16 protein-coding genes and 1 other RNA gene are annotated in these 17770 nt (G+C 61.4%); 12 read left to right on the top strand and 5 right to left on the bottom strand.

What is annotated here, in order from left to right; translation table 11 throughout:
- Nucleotides 1-136 precede the first annotated feature (136 nt).
- Together dnaK and grpE are read right to left on the bottom strand one after the other, a co-directional pair.
- The gene (gene dnaK / locus APH34_RS09655; protein ID WP_054900948.1) at nt 137-2062 is read right to left on the bottom strand and encodes a molecular chaperone DnaK; all 1926 of its coding nucleotides are present in this window, start codon (nt 2060-2062) and stop codon (nt 137-139) included.
- A gap of 101 nt (nt 2063-2163) precedes the next feature.
- Complete coding sequence (gene grpE, locus APH34_RS09650; RefSeq protein WP_054900947.1) at nt 2164-2718, bottom strand: nucleotide exchange factor GrpE; 555 nt, start codon at nt 2716-2718, stop codon at nt 2164-2166.
- 191 nt (nt 2719-2909) lie between these two features.
- On the opposite strand from grpE, the gene recN reads away from it, so the two are divergent.
- Nucleotides 2910-4583 (top strand): DNA repair protein RecN, encoded by a 1674-nt coding sequence (recN, locus tag APH34_RS09645; RefSeq protein WP_054900946.1) that lies wholly within the window; start codon nt 2910-2912, stop codon nt 4581-4583.
- Between the two features lie 107 nt (nt 4584-4690).
- Here recN and fur read toward each other — a convergent pair whose 3' ends face one another.
- Nucleotides 4691-5095, bottom strand: coding sequence for a ferric iron uptake transcriptional regulator (fur, locus tag APH34_RS09640; protein ID WP_008096237.1), 405 nt, complete (start codon nt 5093-5095; stop codon nt 4691-4693).
- Nucleotides 5096-5192: 97 nt separating this feature from the next.
- Here fur and APH34_RS09635 point away from each other — a divergent pair, with 97 nt between their 5' ends.
- Nucleotides 5193-5729 carry an outer membrane protein assembly factor BamE gene (locus tag APH34_RS09635; RefSeq protein WP_054900945.1) on the top strand — a complete coding sequence of 179 codons (537 nt, stop codon included), beginning with the start codon at nt 5193-5195 and terminating at the stop codon, nt 5727-5729.
- A 66-nt stretch (nt 5730-5795) separates the two neighbouring features.
- Here APH34_RS09635 and APH34_RS09630 read toward each other — a convergent pair whose 3' ends face one another.
- A complete protein-coding gene (locus APH34_RS09630; protein WP_054900944.1) occupies nt 5796-6230 on the bottom strand; it encodes a type II toxin-antitoxin system RatA family toxin in 435 nt (144 codons plus the stop codon).
- 163 nt (nt 6231-6393) lie between these two features.
- On the opposite strand from APH34_RS09630, the gene smpB reads away from it, so the two are divergent.
- Complete coding sequence (gene smpB, locus APH34_RS09625) at nt 6394-6876, top strand: SsrA-binding protein SmpB (protein WP_054900943.1); 483 nt, start codon at nt 6394-6396, stop codon at nt 6874-6876.
- A 112-nt stretch (nt 6877-6988) separates the two neighbouring features.
- On the opposite strand, the gene APH34_RS09620 is transcribed toward smpB, so the two are convergent.
- Nucleotides 6989-7756, bottom strand: coding sequence for an FCD domain-containing protein (locus APH34_RS09620; RefSeq protein ID WP_054900942.1), 768 nt, complete (start codon nt 7754-7756; stop codon nt 6989-6991).
- Nucleotides 7757-8012: 256 nt separating this feature from the next.
- Between APH34_RS09620 and APH34_RS09615 the strand changes: the two genes are divergently transcribed.
- The 9 genes from APH34_RS09615 to APH34_RS09580 all read left to right on the top strand — a co-directional run bounded on the left by APH34_RS09615 (nt 8013) and on the right by APH34_RS09580 (nt 17662).
- Nucleotides 8013-9683: a lactate permease LctP family transporter gene (locus tag APH34_RS09615; RefSeq protein WP_054900941.1), complete on the top strand. Its 1671-nt coding sequence runs from the start codon at nt 8013-8015 to the stop codon at nt 9681-9683.
- Between the two features lie 63 nt (nt 9684-9746).
- Entirely contained in the window at nt 9747-10892 is a 1146-nt protein-coding gene (gene lldD, locus APH34_RS09610) for an FMN-dependent L-lactate dehydrogenase LldD (RefSeq protein ID WP_054900940.1), read from the top strand.
- 73 nt (nt 10893-10965) lie between these two features.
- A complete protein-coding gene (locus APH34_RS09605) occupies nt 10966-13776 on the top strand; it encodes an FAD-binding and (Fe-S)-binding domain-containing protein (protein ID WP_054900939.1) in 2811 nt (936 codons plus the stop codon).
- 395 nt (nt 13777-14171) lie between these two features.
- Nucleotides 14172-14441: a hypothetical protein gene (locus APH34_RS09600; protein ID WP_054900938.1), complete on the top strand. Its 270-nt coding sequence runs from the start codon at nt 14172-14174 to the stop codon at nt 14439-14441.
- 4 nt (nt 14442-14445) lie between these two features.
- Nucleotides 14446-14694 carry a DUF3077 domain-containing protein gene (locus APH34_RS09595; protein ID WP_054900937.1) on the top strand — a complete coding sequence of 83 codons (249 nt, stop codon included), beginning with the start codon at nt 14446-14448 and terminating at the stop codon, nt 14692-14694.
- 202 nt (nt 14695-14896) lie between these two features.
- The gene (locus tag APH34_RS09590; RefSeq protein ID WP_054900936.1) at nt 14897-15190 is read left to right on the top strand and encodes a hypothetical protein; all 294 of its coding nucleotides are present in this window, start codon (nt 14897-14899) and stop codon (nt 15188-15190) included.
- Nucleotides 15191-15288: 98 nt separating this feature from the next.
- Nucleotides 15289-15680: a transfer-messenger RNA gene (gene ssrA / locus APH34_RS28595) on the top strand.
- A 244-nt stretch (nt 15681-15924) separates the two neighbouring features.
- Nucleotides 15925-16170 (top strand): AlpA family transcriptional regulator, encoded by a 246-nt coding sequence (locus APH34_RS09585; protein WP_054900935.1) that lies wholly within the window; start codon nt 15925-15927, stop codon nt 16168-16170.
- A gap of 103 nt (nt 16171-16273) precedes the next feature.
- Nucleotides 16274-17662 carry a YfjI family protein gene (locus APH34_RS09580; RefSeq protein WP_177337020.1) on the top strand — a complete coding sequence of 463 codons (1389 nt, stop codon included), beginning with the start codon at nt 16274-16276 and terminating at the stop codon, nt 17660-17662.
- Nucleotides 17663-17770: the final 108 nt, after the last annotated feature.

Below are 17770 nucleotides of genomic sequence, written 5' to 3'. Positions count from 1 at the left end.
ACCGCCCGAAGGCTTTGACAGATGCTGTAAAAATTCTCGTATTCCAGACACACCAACGCGGGAGCAAGCCCCCGCGCGGCGACATCCTACCAGCTCACCCGCAAACGCCGGTGAGCTGGCCGACAACATGCAACGATTACTTCTTGTCGTCGCCTTTCACTTCTTCGAACTCGGCGTCAACCACGTCATCGTGCTTGGCTTCCGGCTCGGCTTGTTGCTGGGCGCCGCCTTCAGGCTGCTGAGCCTGGTCGGCGTACATCTTCTGCGCGACCGGTGCCGAGACCTTGGACAGCTCTTCGACCTTGGCTTCGATGGCAGCCTTGTCGTCGCCTTTGACAGCGGCTTCCAGGGCAACCACGGCAGCCTCGATGGCAGCCTTCTCTTCGGCAGTGACCTTGTCACCGGCGTCAGCGACCATCTTGCGCGTCGAGTGCACCAGCGCATCACCCTGGTTACGGGCGGCGGCCAGCTCTTCGAACTTGCGGTCTTCCTCGGCGTTTGCCTCGGCGTCACGCACCATGCGCTCGATTTCTTCGTCCGACAGGCCGGAGTTGGCCTTGATCACGATCGACTGCGACTTGCCAGTGGCCTTGTCTTTGGCGCTGACGTGCAGGATGCCGTTGGCGTCGATGTCGAATGTCACTTCGATTTGCGGAACGCCACGCGGTGCTGGCGGAATGTCAGCCAGGTCGAACTTGCCCAGCGACTTGTTCTGCGCAGCCTGCTTACGCTCACCCTGCAGCACGTGAATGGTCACGGCGCCCTGGTTGTCGTCGGCAGTCGAGAACACCTGCGACTTCTTGGTCGGGATGGTGGTGTTCTTCTCGATCAGCGAGGTCATCACGCCGCCCATGGTTTCGATACCCAGGGTCAGCGGGCTAACGTCCAGCAGCAGTACGTCTTTGACGTCACCGGCCAGAACCGCGCCCTGAATGGCTGCACCCATGGCGACAGCTTCGTCCGGGTTGACGTCTTTGCGTGCTTCTTTACCGAAGAAGTCGGCAACGGACTTCTGCACCAGCGGCATACGGGTCTGGCCACCGACCAGGATCACGTCGTCGATCTTGCTCACGTCAATGCCAGCGTCTTTCAGCGCGATGCGGCAAGGCTCGATGGTACGGTTGACCAGGTCTTCTACCAGCGACTCCAGCTTGGCGCGGGAAATCTTCACGTTCAGGTGCTTCGGACCGGTCGCATCTGCAGTGATGTACGGCAGGTTGACGTCGGTCGACTGAGCGGACGACAGCTCGATCTTGGCCTTTTCCGCAGCTTCTTTCAGGCGCTGCAGAGCCAGAGGGTCGTTCTTCAGGTCCATGCCGGACTCTTTCTTGAACTCCTCGACGAGGTAGTCGATCAGGCGCATGTCGAAGTCTTCACCACCCAGGAAGGTGTCGCCGTTGGTGGCCAGCACTTCGAACTGGTGCTCACCGTCGACTTCGGCGATTTCGATGACCGATACGTCGAAGGTACCACCACCCAGGTCATAAACGATGACGGTGTGGTCGCCCTTGGCCTTGTCCATGCCATACGCCAATGCAGCGGCAGTCGGCTCGTTGATGATACGTTTTACGTCCAGGCCAGCGATGCGGCCGGCGTCTTTGGTCGCCTGGCGCTGGCTGTCGTTGAAGTAGGCCGGAACAGTGATGACCGCTTCGGTAACAGGCTCACCGAGGTAGTCTTCGGCGGTCTTCTTCATTTTCTTCAGGACTTCGGCGCTGATCTGCGGCGGAGCCATTTCCTTGCCAGCAGCCTCGACCCAGGCGTCACCGTTGCCCGCCTTGACGATTTTGTACGGCACCAGCTTGATGTCTTTCTGCACGACGTCTTCTTCGAAGCGGCGGCCAATCAGGCGCTTCACTGCGAACAGGGTGTTGTGCGGGTTGGTGACAGCCTGGCGCTTGGCCGACTGACCCACCAGGATTTCGCCATCGTTGGCGTAGGCCACGATCGAAGGGGTGGTACGCGCACCTTCGGCGTTTTCGATGACTTTGACGTTACCGTTTTCCAGAATGGAGACGCACGAGTTGGTGGTCCCCAGGTCGATACCGATGATTTTACCCATGTTAACTCTCCCGAAACTTGAATTTGGTAGCAGCGACTACGTTGGCCAACTGCAGTAATACTTGAAGGCTTGACACCTAGATGGGGATGCCCCGACGGATTTCAAGCCTTTTCATCGATCGAAGGTTGCGGGGCGCTCGGCGCCTTGCTGACCACTACCATGGCAGGGCGCAGCAGGCGGCCGTTGAGCAGGTAACCCTTCTGGAACACGTTCAGCACGCTGTTGGGCTCTGCTTCAGCGCTCTCCTGCATGGCCATCGCCTGATGGTGCTCGGCATTGAATGGTTGGCCGTGCGGATCGATGGCTTCGAGGTTGTAACGCTTGAGGGTGTCCTGGAACATCTTCAGGGTCAGTTCAACACCTTCGCGGATCTTCTTGACGTGCTCATCTTCAGCACTGGAGTGCGCCAGGGCGAGTTCCAGGCTGTCGATCACCGGCAGCAGATCGCCTGCGAACTTCTCCAGGGCAAACTTGTGTGCCTTCTCGACGTCCTGCTCGGCGCGACGGCGCACGTTCTGCAGGTCGGCAACGGCACGCAGGGACTGATCCTTGGCGGCGGCCAGCTGCTCCTCGAGCTCCTGAACACGGGCGCCGATTTCTACTGCACCAGTCTCTTCAGCGTTAAGGTCTTTCTCATTCAGCTGTTCGTCAGCCATGGGGTCTCTCCTTCGCAATTTCTGTAGTACGAGCAAAGCTCGCCGTGTCTGCCGGCTATATGGGGCCGGAAAAACCAGCTTCAAGGGGCAATGCGCTTTTCAGGGCCTATCGGGAATCTCTCGGCGGGCATTGGCAGACCTGAAAAAAGTACTGTATAAATAACCAGACCTGACCTTCGGGAGCCGCCCCCATGCTGGTGCACCTGTCCATTCAAAACTACGCCATCGTCGAACACCTCGACCTCGAACTTGCCCGTGGCATGTCCGTCATCACGGGCGAAACCGGTGCCGGCAAGTCGATCATGCTCGACGCCCTTGGCCTGGCCCTGGGGGATCGCGCCGACAGCGGCGTGGTGCGCCCCGGTGCAGACAAGGCAGACATCCTGGCCACCTTCGACCTGGTGGACATTTCCGAAGCACATACCTGGCTCACCGAACGCGACCTGAACAACGACGGGCCCTGCATTCTGCGCCGGGTTATCACCGCAGAGGGCCGCAGCCGCGGCTACATCAACGGCACCCCCTGCCCGCTGAGCGATCTGAAGGCCCTGGGCGAACTGCTGATCGACATCCACAGCCAGCATGAGCACCAATCGCTGCTCAAGACCGACACCCACCGCCGCCTGCTCGACGAGTACGCCGGCGCCATCGACCTTGCCCGCCAAGTACAACTGGCGGCCAAGCGCTGGAACCAGACCCGCCTGGAGCTCGAGCGGCTGTCCAACTCCGGTGACGAGCAGCGCGCCCGCCATCAGTTGCTCAGCTACCAGCTCGAAGAACTCGATAACCTCGGCCTGGGTGAAAACGAGCTGGAGCAGTTGGAGCAGGAACACAAGAACCTGACCAATGCCGAAGCCCTGTTCGGCATCTGCCGCCAGGTCATCGACCAATGCAGTGAAAGCGATTCGGGCAATGTGCTCGGCGCCCTGACCGCCAGCCTCAACCGCCTGGGTGCGGCGAACAACACCCCGAAGGCGCTGGGTGAGGCCGCCAACCTGATCGCCAGCGCGCAGATCCAGATCGAAGAAGCCGTTGGCGAGCTCAATCGCTTCCTCGACAACTTCGACGCAGACCCCATGCGCCTACAGGCACTGGAAGAGCGCCTGGACACTATCTATACCCTGGCGCGCAAACACCGCGTGCACCCCACTGAACTGCCGCACCTGCAACAGCAGTTGATGGAAGAGATCGAAGGCCTGAATGCCAGCGACGAGTCGATTGAACGCCTCGGCGAAGAACTGGCCGCCTTTGCCCAGCATTACAAAGAGAGGGCCATCGAGCTGAGTGCCTTGCGCCAGCAGGCTGCGCAGCAGCTGGCGATTGCGGTTGAGCAGGAAATCCAGCGCCTGGGCATGCCCGGTGGCCGCTTCTGTATCGAGCTCACGCCCAACGAAGGCAGCGACCTGTCGCCACACGGCCTGGAGCAGATCGAATTGCTGGTCAGCGCCAACCCGGGGCAGCCGCTCAAAGGCCTGGCCAAGGTAGCCTCCGGGGGTGAATTGTCACGTATCAGCTTGGCGATTCAGGTCATCACTGCACAAACCTCGCGCATACCAACACTGGTATTCGACGAGGTGGACGTGGGTATCGGCGGGCCTACCGCCGAGATCGTCGGCCAGTTGCTGCGCCGGCTGGGTGAACGGGGCCAGGTGCTGACCGTCACCCACCTGCCACAAGTCGCAGCGCAAGGGCATCACCATCTGTTCGTACACAAGGTGCGCAACAGCGACACCACCCACACCGCCGTGGCCAACCTGGGCAAACGCGAGCGGGTCGAGGAAGTGGCGCGGATGCTGGGCGGGATCGACCTGACCAAGGAATCGTTGGCGCACGCGCGCAAGATGGTCGTCAGCGGCAAGGCGTGAGCCTCAGTCGCCCTCTTCGCAGGCAAGGGAGTCGACCTGAGTTGATAGCGTAGAAAGCACAAAGGCGACCCTAGGGTCGCCTTTGCAGTTCATAACGATCGAAATCGTTACTTTTTCTTACGCACATAGAGGACCAGGTTGTGGTCCACCAGTTCGTAGCCATGCTCGGCCACGATCTCCTTTTGACGCCGCTCGATTTCGGCATCCATGAATTCGATCACTTCGCTGGTTTCCACGTTGACCATATGGTCGTGGTGACCGCCGTCCGCGAGCTCGAAAACCGCGTGACCGCCATCGAAGTTGTGGCGCACCACCAGACCAGCCGCTTCGAACTGGGTCAGTACGCGATAAACGGTTGCCAGACCGACGTCCTCGCCAGCCTCCATCAGCGCCTTGTAGACATCCTCGGCGCTCATGTGACGTTGCTCGGTCGAATCGAGCATCTGAAGGATCTTGACTCGAGGCAGTGTCACCTTGAGACCGGCTTTGCGCAATTCGCTATTTTCAACCATGGTCAGCTTTCTCGCCGATGCTGCTTCGCAGCTTCTCTTAATACGGGTATGATCGGGGTTTACGTTGTCCAGCCAAGATAGTGGAAGTCGCCCACCGATGCAAAACAACACCAAGCACTTGCTAACCAGCCTCACCTTCGTGGGACTGCTCGCACTCGCCGGTTGCTCGTTTCCCGGGGTTTACAAAATCGACATCCAGCAGGGCAATGTCGTCACGCAAGACATGATAGACCAATTACGCCCCGGAATGACCCGTCGGCAAGTAAGGTTTATCATGGGCAACCCGCTGCTCCAGGATACGTTCAACACCAATCGTTGGGATTACCTGTACAGCTTGCAGCCTGGTGGCGGTCAACGCCAGCAGGAACGCATGAGCATCTTCTTCAACGACAGCGACCAACTGGTGAGCCTGTCGGGCGACTTCATGCCAGGCGTGAGCCGCGACCAGGAAATCCTCGGCGGCAGCAGCAATACCACGGTCAGCCCGGCCACCGAGCCAGGCCAGCCAGCGCCGCAGCCGGAAGAGAAACCGGCCAAGGCCGGTTCGGTGGAAGAGTCCATCCAGCGCGAGATCGACACCATCGAGACTACGCCGGTGCCGACCCCTGCCCCCCTGGAAACGTCGCCGCAGTAATTGCAGGCGACATGAAAAGCCCGGGCCAAGGCCCGGGCTTTTTTGTGGGCAACCGCTTGCCAGCAATCAGCTATAGAGCTGCTTGGCGCGCTGGCAAAACGCATCCACCAAGGTATTGGCGGCCTGGTTGAACAGCGGGCCCAACGTAGCGCGCACAATGGGCCCAGCGTAATCGAAGGACAGGTCCAGGCTGATCTTGCAGGCCTTTTCGCCCAGCGGCTTGAACACCCACACGCCATGCAGTTGGGTGAACGGCCCTTCTTCCAGGTTCATCTCGATGGACTGCCCCGGCACCAGCACATTGCGCGTGACAAACTGCTGGCTCATGCCGCCCTTGGCCACTTCCAGCTTCGCCCGCATGTGCGTATCACTGGCCTCGATCACCGTCGATGCAGAGCACCAGGGCAAAAATTGCGGGTAGTTGGCCACGTCGTTGACCAGATCGTAGAGCGCCTGGGCAGGGTACGGCAGCAGGGCGGAGCGTTGAATATGGGTAGTCATCCAGGCGTCACTTCCAAGGCTGGGTGGCGGCGCTTCGCAGCGTGCCGAAAACAGGTTCTGTGCGTATGACAGGGCCTGTATTGTCCGGTATTCATTGCGGTGGCTCAAGCACACCGAAATCCCGTAGCCGACGACGCGATGACTTGCCTATAATGCCGCCCCTATGGCTAAGCAAAAGAAACATCCGACCGGGACCATCGCGCAAAACAAGAAAGCGCGACACGATTACTTCATCGAACACAAGTTCGAGGCCGGGCTGGTCCTGTCCGGTTGGGAAGTAAAAAGCCTGCGGGCCGGCAAGGCGCACCTGACCGACAGCTACGTGCTGCTCAAGGATGGCGAAGCCTGGCTGTTCGGCAGCCACATCACCCCGCTGACCACTGCCAGCACCCACGTCATCGCCGACCCTACCCGCACCCGCAAGCTGCTGCTGAACAAGCGCGAGCTCGAGCGCGTGGAAGCCGCTGTGGCGCAGAAGGGCTACACCTGCGTAGCCTTGGCGCTGTACTGGAGCAAGCACCTGATCAAGTGCGAAATCGCGCTCGGCAAGGGTAAAAAGGAATACGACAAGCGCGATACCGTGCGCGAACGCGATTCCAACCGCGAGCTGCAGCGTGCGGTGCGCAATAAGGGCAAGGAAGACTAAGACTTCTTTTTGCCTGTGCAGGCCCTTCGCGGGGCAAGCCCGCTCCTACAGGATTGGCGTGCGGCCTTAATCCTGTAGGAGCGGGCTTGCCCCGCGAAGGGGCCGCAGCACACTAGCGCCCGCTGCGCCGCTCCGCCCGCGCTACCCGCTGCGCCTCGTCCTGCGCCTCTTCCAGCACTTCCTGCACATACAGAATGTGCCGGCTGGACACCTCGCGCGCCTCGTCCGCCCTGCCCTCGACAATTGCCAGGTACAGCTCGCGGTGCTGGCTGATCAGCATGTCCCGCGTTTCGCTACGCTGCTGGTACATGCCGCCAATGTTGGTCACCACGTTGCGCTTGAGCAGGTCGAACAACCCGCGAATGGTGTGCAGCAGCACGGCATTGTGGCTGGCTTCGGCAATCGCCAGGTGAAAACGCGCATCCGCCGCCCCCTCCTCTGCACGGGTAACCTCGTCGGCCCGCGCATAGCAATCCTGCAAGGTATCGAACGCTGCTTTCAGGCGTAGACGATCAGGCTCGGTGGCCCGCTGGGCCGCGTAATACGCACATGAGGCCTCCAGCGTATGGCGAAACTCCAGCAGGTCGCGCTGCGCCTCGGCACTGTGCTCTAGCAACTGCAACAACGGGTCGCTGAACGTCGACCCCAGCGACTGGGCCACGTAGTTGCCGCCGCCCTGGCGACTGACCAGCAGCCCCTTGGCCACCAGCTTCTGGATCGCCTCGCGCAGTGAGGGGCGCGACACACCGAACTGTTCGGCGAGGACACGTTCGGCCGGCAGCCGCTGCCCGGAGGTCAGCGTGCCTTCCAGAATCATCCCTTCCAACCGATCGACGATGTCGTCGGACAGGCGCCGTTGGCGGACCTGATCAAAAACCATCACTTGCTCTCCACAAACCCCCGGCACATTTCGGGGGGTGCCTATTCTCGCCGATCCACGCAGCGCCAGCACCCATCAGGTGGGGTTTTTCCCTGGCAAACAGCGGGCCATTCATCGGTGCCCGACCAAAGTTTTGCGCGGGACAAATTGACACACCCACGACAGCGCTTTTAACCTAGCGACCAGCCATTGTAAATTGGTCTTACCAATTATCCAATGCCAGTGCCTGACCAACAACAATTAGGGGCCACCCCATATGCAAACCTGGCAACAACTCTATAGCCCGCTTGGTAGTCTTGGCCTGTCCGCACTGGCGGCGGTCATCCCTATCGTGTTCTTCTTCCTCGCCCTCGCCGTGTTCCGCCTCAAGGGCCACGTCGCCGGTAGCATCACCCTTGCCCTGTCGATTCTGGTGGCGATCTTCGCCTTCCAGATGCCTGTCGACATGGCCCTCGCTGCCGCGGGTTATGGCTTCCTCTACGGCCTCTGGCCGATTGCCTGGATCATCGTTGCCGCGGTGTTCCTGTACAAACTCACGGTCAAGAGCGGCCAGTTCGAAGTCATCCGCAGCTCGGTACTGTCGATCACCGACGACCAACGCCTGCAGGTGCTGCTGATCGGTTTCTGCTTCGGGGCCTTCCTCGAAGGTGCCGCCGGCTTCGGCGCCCCAGTGGCCATCACTGCCGCGCTGCTGGTGGGCCTGGGCTTCAACCCCCTGTATGCCGCTGGCCTGTGCCTGATCGCCAACACCGCGCCGGTGGCCTTCGGCGCCCTGGGCATCCCGATCATCGTTGCCGGCCAGGTGACAGGCATCGACGCCTTCCACATCGGCGCCATGACCGGCCGCCAGCTGCCGCTGCTGTCGCTGTTCGTGCCGTTCTGGTTGGTATTCATGATGGACGGCCTGCGCGGCGTGAAGGAAACCTGGCCTGCAGCCCTGGTCGCCGGCTTGAGCTTTGCCGTGACCCAGTACTTCACCTCCAACTTCATCGGCCCGGAACTGCCCGACATCACCTCGGCCCTGGCCAGCCTGATCGCCCTGACCCTGTTCCTGAAAGTCTGGCAGCCCAAGCGCTCGTTCGCCGAAGCCAAAGGCAGCGTTGGCGCAGCCGTGGTCAGCAGCGGCGGCAGCCAGCCGAGCCCCTACAGCTTTGGCGAAATCTTCAAAGCCTGGTCGCCGTTCCTGATCCTCACCGTGCTGGTCACCATCTGGACGCTGAAGCCATTCAAGGCCGCGTTCGCCCCAGGCGGTGCGATGTACAACTTCGTGTTCAACTTTGCCATCCCGCACCTCGACCAGCTGGTGGTCAAGACCGCGCCCATCGTCACAGCACCGACCGCCATGCCAGCGGTGTTCAAGCTCGACCCGATCTCTGCGACCGGCACTGCGATCTTCCTGTCTGCGCTGATCTCCATGGCAGTGCTGAAGATCAACGTCAAAACTGGTCTGACCACTTTCAAGGAAACCTTCTGGGAGCTGCGCTGGCCCATCCTGTCGATCGGCATGGTGTTGGCGTTCGCCTTCGTCACCAACTACTCGGGCATGTCGTCGACCATGGCCCTGGTCCTGGCCGGCACCGGTGCCGCGTTCCCGTTCTTCTCGCCGTTCCTCGGCTGGCTGGGTGTGTTCCTGACCGGCTCGGACACGTCGTCCAACGCCCTGTTCAGTTCGCTGCAAGCCACCACTGCGCACCAGATTGGCGTCAACGACACCCTGCTGGTAGCCGCCAACACCAGCGGCGGCGTGACCGGCAAGATGATCTCGCCGCAGTCGATCGCCGTGGCCTGCGCCGCTACCGGCCTGGTGGGCAAGGAATCCGACCTGTTCCGCTTCACCGTCAAGCACAGCCTGTTCTTCGCCACCATCGTCGGCCTGATTACCCTGATCCAGGCCTATTGGCTGACCGGCATGCTGGTTCATCACTAAAGTGAAAGGGGCCGGGCGCCAGCGCGCGCCCGGTATTTCCTTCAACCAACGCTGCGAGAATCCATGATCATTTCCGCCTCCACCGACTATCGCGCCGCGGCCCAACGCAAGCTGCCCCCCTTCCTCTTCCACTACGCCGACGGCGGGGCCTACGCCGAGCACACGCTGCGCCACAACGTTTCGGACCTGGCCAGCATCGCCCTGCGCCAGCGCGTGTTGAAGAACATGTCCGAGCTGAGCCTGGAAACCCGGCTGTTCGACGAAACCCTGAGCATGCCTGTGGCCCTGGCCCCGGTCGGCCTCACCGGCATGTACGCCCGCCGTGGCGAAGTGCAGGCGGCACGTGCCGCAGCGGCCCACGGCATCCCGTTCACCATGTCCACCGTGTCGGTGTGCCCCATCGAAGAAGTCGCCCCGGCCATCGACCGGCCCATGTGGTTCCAGCTGTACGTGCTCAAGGACCGCGGCTTCATGCGCAATGCCCTGGAGCGGGCCAAGGCCGCCGGGGTGAAAACCCTGGTGTTCACCGTCGACATGCCGGTACCCGGTGCCCGCTACCGTGACGCCCACTCCGGCATGAGCGGCGCCAACGGCCCGATGCGCCGCGTGTTGCAAGCCATGACTCACCCCGAATGGGCCTGGGACGTCGGCGTGATGGGCCGCCCGCATGACCTGGGCAATATCTCCAAATACCGTGGCAACCCCACCGGCCTTGCCGACTACATCGGCTGGCTGGGCGCCAACTTCGACCCGTCGATTTCGTGGAAAGACCTGGAGTGGATCCGCGAATTCTGGGACGGCCCGATGATCATCAAGGGCATCCTCGACGCCGACGACGCCCGTGACGCCGTCAAGTTTGGCGCCGACGGCATCGTCGTCTCCAACCACGGCGGCCGCCAGCTCGACGGCGTGCTGTCCAGCGCCCGCGCCTTGCCAGCCATTGCCGACGCCGTGAAGGGCGACCTGAAGATCCTCGCCGACTCCGGCATCCGCAGTGGCCTGGACGTGGTGCGCATGATCGCGCTGGGCGCCGACACCGTGCTGATCGGCCGTGCCTTCCTCTGGGCCCTGGCAGTGCATGGCCAGGCCGGGGTGAAAAACCTGCTCGAACTGTTCGAAAAAGAAATGCGCGTGGCCATGGTGCTGACCGGCGCCAAGTCGATCAGCGAAATCAGCCGCGACTCGCTGGTCCGCGAACTGGGCGCCTGAGCGCCTGTCAGAACACCGCCTGAATGACCGGGGCACACGGCGCGCAGACGCCATGGCCCCGCGAGGAGATTGCATGAGCCTGCCCGCCGCGTTCCTGCGTGATGCCGAGCGCCTGATACCCGCCGAACGCCGTTTCGACGACGCAACGTCTACCCTGGCCTTTGGCACCGACGCCAGCTTCTATCGGCTGATCCCCAAGCTGGTGGTGCGCGTGGAGTCTGAGGACGAAGTGGTCGGGCTGCTGCACCTGGCCCAACGCGACCGCGTGCCGGTCACCTTCCGCGCTGCCGGCACCAGCCTGTCTGGCCAGGCCATCAGCGATTCGGTGCTGATCGTGCTTGGCGACAACTGGGGCGGCAAGGAAATCCGTGGCCAAGGCGAGCAGATCCGCCTGCAACCTGGCGTCATCGGTGCCCAGGCCAACGCCTGGCTGGCGCCTTTCGGGCGCAAGATCGGCCCCGACCCGGCCTCGATCAACGCCTGCAAGATCGGCGGCATCGTCGCCAACAACGCCAGCGGCATGTGCTGCGGCACCGCGCAGAACACCTACCACACCCTGGCCGGCCTGCGCCTGGTGCTGGCTGACGGCACCCGCCTGGACAGCGAAGACCCGGCCAGCGTCGCCGCCTTCCAGGCCAGCCACGCCAGCCTGCTGGAAGCGCTGGCCAGGCTTGGCCGCGAAACCCGCGCCAACACCGAACTGGCCGACCGCATCCGGCATAAATACCGCCTGAAAAACACCACAGGCCTGTCGCTCAACGCCCTGGTGGACTACGACAAGCCGCTGGATATCCTGCAGCACCTGCTGGTCGGCTCCGAAGGCACCCTGGGCTTCATCAGCGCCGTCACCTACGACACCGTCCCCGACCACCCGCACAAGGCCAGCGCACTGCTGGTATTCCCCAGCGTAGAAAGCTGCTGCCGCGCCGTGACCGTGCTCAAGCGCCAGCCCGTTTCCGCCGTGGAACTGCTCGACCGCCGCAGCCTGCGCTCGGTGCAGAACATGCCGGGCATGCCGGTGTGGGTAAAAGGCCTGTCGGACAATGCCTGCGCCCTGCTGATCGAGTCCCGCGCCGCCAGCCAGAGCCTGCTGCATGAACAACTGCACCAGGTGATGGCCTCCATCGCCGACTACCCGTTGGAGCAGCAGGTCGATTTCAGCGAAGACCCGGCGGTGTACAACCAGCTGTGGAAAATCCGCAAGGACACCTTCCCCGCCGTCGGCGCCGTGCGCCAGACGGGTACCACCGTGATCATCGAAGACGTGACCTTCCCTGTCGAACAGCTGGCCGAAGGCGTCAACCGCCTGATCCAGCTGTTCGACAAGCACCATTACGACGAAGCGATCATTTTCGGCCATGCGCTGGAAGGCAACCTGCACTTCGTCTTCACCCAAGGCTTCAACAGTGCCGAAGAAGTCGCGCGCTACCAGGCCTTCATGGACGATGTGGCACAGCTGGTGGCGGTGGAGTTCGGCGGCTCGCTCAAGGCCGAACACGGCACCGGGCGCAACATGGCGCCGTTCGTGGAGCTGGAATGGGGCAGTGATGCCTACCAGCTGATGTGGAAGCTCAAGCGCCTGCTCGACCCCAACGGCATTCTCAACCCCGATGTGGTGCTGAGCACCGACCCGGACATCCACCTGAAAAACCTCAAGCCACTGCCCGCCGCCGACGAGATTGTCGACAAGTGCATCGAGTGTGGCTTCTGCGAACCGGTATGCCCTTCCAAAGGCCTGACCCTCAGCCCCCGCCAGCGCATCGTGATGTGGCGTGACATTCAGGCGAAAAAACGCGCCGGCATCGACACCCGCGCACTGCTGCAAACCTACCAGTACCAAGGCATCGACACCTGCGCCGCGACTGGCCTGTGCGCCCAGCGCTGCCCGGTGGGCATCAACACCGGCGAGCTGGTGAAGAAACTGCGCAGCCAGGCCGCCGAATACGAAAAGACCGCCGACTGGCTGGCCGAGCATTTCCACACTGCGCTGGGTGGTGCCCGCCTGACGCTGACTGCCGCCAACACCGCCCGCAAGCTGCTGGGCGCCCCGCGCCTGGGCCGACTGAGCGCGTCGTTGAGTAAAGCCAGCAAAGGCCGCCTGCCGCAATGGACCCCTGCCATGCCGCAGCCGCTGCGCAGTATCGACTTCGGCGCGGCGAGCAACGATGCCCGCCCCCGGGTGGTGTACCTGGCGGCCTGCGTGTCACGGGTGATGGGCCCAGCCTACGCCGACCGCGAGCAAAGCTCCCTGCTCGACAAGACCCGCGCGCTGCTGGAAAAGGCCGGTTACCAGGTGGTGTTCCCCGACAACGCCGACAGCCTCTGCTGCGGCCAGCCGTTCGCCTCCAAAGGCTACCCCGAGCAGGCCGAGCACAAGCGCCAGGAGCTGATCGCAGCGCTGTTGCATGCCAGCCGCGGCGGCCTCGATCCCATCTACTGCGACACCAGCCCATGCACCCTGCGCCTGGTACAGGACCTTGGCGAGACCCGCCTGGACCTATACGACCCGGTGCGTTTCATCCGCACCCACCTGATGGACAAACTGGAGTTCACCCCACAGGACGAACCGGTGGCCGTGCATGTGACGTGCAGCACCCAGCACTTGGGCGAGAGCCAGGCCCTGATTGACCTGGCCCGCCGCTGCAGCAAGCAAGTGGTGATACCAGAAGGCATTCACTGCTGCGGTTTTGCCGGTGACAAGGGCTTCACCACACCGGAGCTCAACGCCCACTCGCTGCGTAGCCTGAAGGATGCGGTGCAGTATTGCAGCGAAGGCATCTCCACCAGTCGTACCTGCGAGATCGGGCTATCCACCCACAGCGGCATCGACTATCACGGCCTCGTCTACCTGGTAGACCGCGTCACCCGCCCGCGCACCATCTAACGCCTGGCGTGGTCCATTGTGGGAGCGGGCTTGCCCCGCGAATCGAGGGCAAAGCCCTCGCCCACGCCCTCCAGCCGTAAGACATTTCCTAACCTGCAACCAAATGCTTCTGAATAGGATGCTTTGGGAATTATCCTACGACCGCCGCTGCCGTTTCACTGTTGTTGCTCACAACCATCAGGGCTAATTTCCCTAGGTCGTCATCTTTGACGATTTGGGTGTGAGAGCCCGCAAATTTCGGCAGTACTGCTATGGCAGCCGCAACGCGGGCAGGCTTCGGCCTGGCCGGTTTGTGCCGATCTTTGCCGGTCTCTCACCCCGCGTTCGGCTGCCACCCTATTCTGTGAGAGGAAGACGAAGGGCAGCTCTAATCTAGCCATGATCGGATCTGTACCATGAAGAAACTCGTACCCGACCCACCCCGCCTGCGTGTCATCGCCACCCCCTACTTCTCCATCCACAGCGACATGCCCACACCCGATGCACTCGCTCACGCCAGCGAACTGCTGCGCGGCGTCGCCGAAACCATCGACGAACACTGCCGCACCCACGCCGGCGAACCCGGCCTGAACATGCTCAGCAACGCCGCCCACGCCTGCGAAACCTCACGCGCGCTGATCGAGCACGCCTTGACCGACCTCTACGACGCGCAAAGGCAGAGGTGACCCCATGCATGACGAACTGAAAAAGCTCACCACCGCAGGAAAGGAATCGTTCGACCTCTTCCGCCTGCAACCCGGCGTCCCCTTCGAGCAAGCCTTCAGTCAACTGTCCGTCCTTCTCGGCTGCATCCGCCACCTCACCACCGAAGCCGAAATGGAAAACGACCGCCAGGCCGGCAGCGCGGCGCGCATCCTCAGCGAGATGGCCAAGGCACTCATCGACGACATGGAACGCGGCCTGACCAAACCTCACTAAACGCTCCCCCGCCCCACAGGCCCCCCGCCATCCATCCTGTGGGAGCGGGCTTGCCCCGCGAATCGAGGGCAAACCCCTCGCCCGCAACATCCCGCCACACACAGTCATGTCCCCTAGCCAGCACGCCGATTGAACCCTCGCCAAAACGCAGCGGTCCACCCTTACAGGCCCACCTTCCAGAGGCCTTGCAAAGGAGACACCCATGAAAGGTACCGCGCTTTCGGCCCTCTTCGCGGCCGCTACCCTCCTGGCTTCCCCAGTGTTTGCCGATGATGACCTCTGCGCCGCAAATCTGCAGAAGATCGAGGACAGCATGACCACCGCCGGCGCCACTTCCGAAGGCCTGGACAACGGGATCAAAGAGCACATCAAAGAAGCCAAGGCCGCCCAGGACTCGGGCGATACCAAGAAATGCATCGCTATCACCAGCAAAGTCATCGAACGCCTGGAGAAAACCGACAAGGGCAGCGGCTCGGCCGGCGGCAGCGGTGCTTGAGCCTAGAGCGGGCGGCAAGAACCGGCTGTCGACGCCGCCCGCGTAAAGGCGTATACTCAGCCCACGTGCCGAAAGGTACGTCAGCTAGAGCTGAGTGTGGGGCCGATTAGGATTCGACGCCGGTAGCGAAACTCTAGGTGCATGCCGAGTTGGTAACAGAACTCGTAAATCCACTGTTGCAACTTTCTATAGTTGCCAATGACGAAAACTACGAGGGTTACGCTCTCGCTGCGTAAGCAGCTGAGCCCGCTCTCCTGGTAGCTTCGGCTCCAGCAATCATCAGGGGATGCCTGTAAACCCGAAATGATTGTCATACAGAACAGGATCGTCGTGTAGCACGTTGGGGGCAAAGCGACTAAAACTTACCCAACTCGTCCAAAGCACCCTGCCCGTCGGGCGGCTGCGGATTAACTCAGTAGACACGGCTAAGCATGTAGTACCGACAGCGGAGTACTGGCGGACGGGGGTTCAAATCCCCCCGGCTCCACCAAATAATCCTTATAAATCAGGCACTTAGCGAATCTCGCAAGTGCCTTTTTTGTGCCTAAATGGGTTGTTTTGGCTCGGTAATGCCAGCTTTATGACAGCCTTCCTAACCCATTCCACATCTGCGGCTATGCCCCCATCGCATCAACCGTCGTTCCGTTTTCCGACGATTTTTTGGTTTGAAATCGCGCCACAGGGGGCTGCCAGGGGTATTAAATCTGTGTCGGCTTATACACAGAGACCCACACATGCCGACACATGCCCCCAAGAAGTACCTGATCAGTCACGCCTCGCTACAGCACTTCTTTGACAAGAGCCGCTCCGGCCTCGAAAAGCTGCGCGAAACCGATCCCAGCTTCCCTCGCCCCATCAAATTTGGCTCGAGCAAACAGGCTGGCGTTTACTTCGTCGTCGCTGAGGTAGAGGCCTGGCTGGAGATCAAGATCAGCGAACGTGATGGAGTCCCAAGCGAGAAGCCCAATGACCTCACATGAGCAAATACCGTCATTCTTGGCAGAGATGCCCGAGCCGGCATGTGCCTCATACCTGAACCCAGGAATTGTGCCAAAACCGCTCCCGATCGGGTTGGCCAGGGTCATGCCCTGGCGTGACGAACTACTGCCTGCCGCTCTTCAAGAGTACGTGCGGGATGTCGCTGAGCGCACCCAGTGCCCGCCTGATTTTGTTGGCGTCGCGCTTGTAGTGGCTGTCAGCGCCGTAGTTGGGCGCAAATTCACTATCCACCCAAAACAACACGATGACTGGATGGTCGTTCCCAACCAGTGGGGCGTCGTCATTGGTCGTCCATCCGCCATGAAATCACCTGCACTCAAACACGCACTACGTCCATTGCATGCCCTGGAGTCCAGGGAACGAAAACAGCACGGTCAGGCGGAAGCCGAACACAAGGCAAGCAGCGAGCTGCTCGAAATGGAGCGCAACGCAGCCAAGGTCAAGGCAAAAAAACTTCTCAGTAGCGGCGACAAGAACGCTGCTTTGGCGGAACTGAACATACTTTCCAGCGACATGCAAGCTCCAGTCCTGCGCCGGTACATCGTCAACGACTCCACTGTCGAGAAACTCGGCGAACTGCTCAACCAAAACCCCAACGGCCTACTGCTTGTGCGTGACGAGCTGGGAGGCTGGCTGGCGACGATCCAGAGCGAGGACGGTTCTGTTGCGCGAGCGTTCTACCTGGAATGTTTCGATGGCAACGGCTCATTCACCTACGACCGAATTGGGCGCGGCACCATTTTCATCGAGTCATGCTGTTTATCCTTGATCGGCGGCATTCAACCGTCACGAATCGCATCGCTGGTGCGCGCCGCGATCAGCGGTGAACTGGATGACGGCCTGATTCAGCGCCTGCAACTCGCCGTTTATCCCGACGATGTCCGCGAATGGCGTCTGGTGGACCGCTGGCCGAACAAAGCCGCCACTGAGCACGTGGGTTGGGTTGTCGAGCAACTCGACCAAATACCCGATCAGCCTCGTTCTGCACTCAGGTTCAGCCCAGAAGCTCAGGAAATATTTAACGCCTGGTATACACGTCACATGCAACAAAGCCGGAGCGACGAACTCCACCCGGCATTGCAATCCCATTATCTAAAAATGCCGCAAACAATTGCGGGATTGGCCCTACTGTTCGAACTGGTCGAAGGTGGACAAAGGGCTGTGGGCGCAGAGCCCACTACCCGCGCCATCAACTGGGCGGCCTACCTCATGAGCCATGCCCAGCGACTGTACGGCACAGCGATCAACGCCCCATTACTCGGTGCCAGGCTCATCCTGGAGCGTCAGCAGAAATTACCCGAGCCATTTACGGCACGAGAGGTGCGCCAGAAGGACTGGACGGGATTGGGCTCGCAAGATGCCGTGAATAATGCGCTGACAGTTCTGGTTGAGCACGACCTCATCATTGGCTACGAGGTGGCTGGAGAAAAAGGAGGTCGCCCTTCGACGCGCTATGTCTGGAGAAAAACGTAGCCTCGCTCCAATCGACTTACTCAGATAGTCGAAAAAGTGACCTGCAAAACCTACGAAACCCTGTTCTGTAGGTTTTGTAGGCAGCCCGCCCCTGGTAGGGGATAAGAT

The sequence above is a fragment of the Pseudomonas sp. NBRC 111131 genome (assembly GCF_001320525.1).
Taxonomy (GTDB): Bacteria; Pseudomonadota; Gammaproteobacteria; order Pseudomonadales; family Pseudomonadaceae; genus Aquipseudomonas; species Aquipseudomonas ceruminis.
This window is presented reverse-complemented; position numbering and strand designations above follow the sequence as displayed.

Coding starts and splice junctions, on each gene's coding strand:
- lldD (WP_054900940.1), top strand. CDS start 9,747: ATGATCATTTCCGCCTCCACCGACTATCGCGCCGCGGCCCAACGCAAG.
- APH34_RS09595 (WP_054900937.1), top strand. CDS start 14,446: ATGCATGACGAACTGAAAAAGCTCACCACCGCAGGAAAGGAATCGTTC.
- APH34_RS09615 (WP_054900941.1), top strand. CDS start 8,013: ATGCAAACCTGGCAACAACTCTATAGCCCGCTTGGTAGTCTTGGCCTG.
- dnaK (WP_054900948.1), bottom strand. CDS start 2,062: ATGGGTAAAATCATCGGTATCGACCTGGGGACCACCAACTCGTGCGTC.
- APH34_RS09620 (WP_054900942.1), bottom strand. CDS start 7,756: ATGGTTTTTGATCAGGTCCGCCAACGGCGCCTGTCCGACGACATCGTC.
- APH34_RS09635 (WP_054900945.1), top strand. CDS start 5,193: ATGCAAAACAACACCAAGCACTTGCTAACCAGCCTCACCTTCGTGGGA.
- APH34_RS09580 (WP_177337020.1), top strand. CDS start 16,274: ATGCCCTGGCGTGACGAACTACTGCCTGCCGCTCTTCAAGAGTACGTG.
- APH34_RS09600 (WP_054900938.1), top strand. CDS start 14,172: ATGAAGAAACTCGTACCCGACCCACCCCGCCTGCGTGTCATCGCCACC.
- APH34_RS09605 (WP_054900939.1), top strand. CDS start 10,966: ATGAGCCTGCCCGCCGCGTTCCTGCGTGATGCCGAGCGCCTGATACCC.
- APH34_RS09590 (WP_054900936.1), top strand. CDS start 14,897: ATGAAAGGTACCGCGCTTTCGGCCCTCTTCGCGGCCGCTACCCTCCTG.
- APH34_RS09585 (WP_054900935.1), top strand. CDS start 15,925: ATGCCGACACATGCCCCCAAGAAGTACCTGATCAGTCACGCCTCGCTA.
- smpB (WP_054900943.1), top strand. CDS start 6,394: ATGGCTAAGCAAAAGAAACATCCGACCGGGACCATCGCGCAAAACAAG.
- APH34_RS09630 (WP_054900944.1), bottom strand. CDS start 6,230: ATGACTACCCATATTCAACGCTCCGCCCTGCTGCCGTACCCTGCCCAG.
- grpE (WP_054900947.1), bottom strand. CDS start 2,718: ATGGCTGACGAACAGCTGAATGAGAAAGACCTTAACGCTGAAGAGACT.
- fur (WP_008096237.1), bottom strand. CDS start 5,095: ATGGTTGAAAATAGCGAATTGCGCAAAGCCGGTCTCAAGGTGACACTG.
- recN (WP_054900946.1), top strand. CDS start 2,910: ATGCTGGTGCACCTGTCCATTCAAAACTACGCCATCGTCGAACACCTC.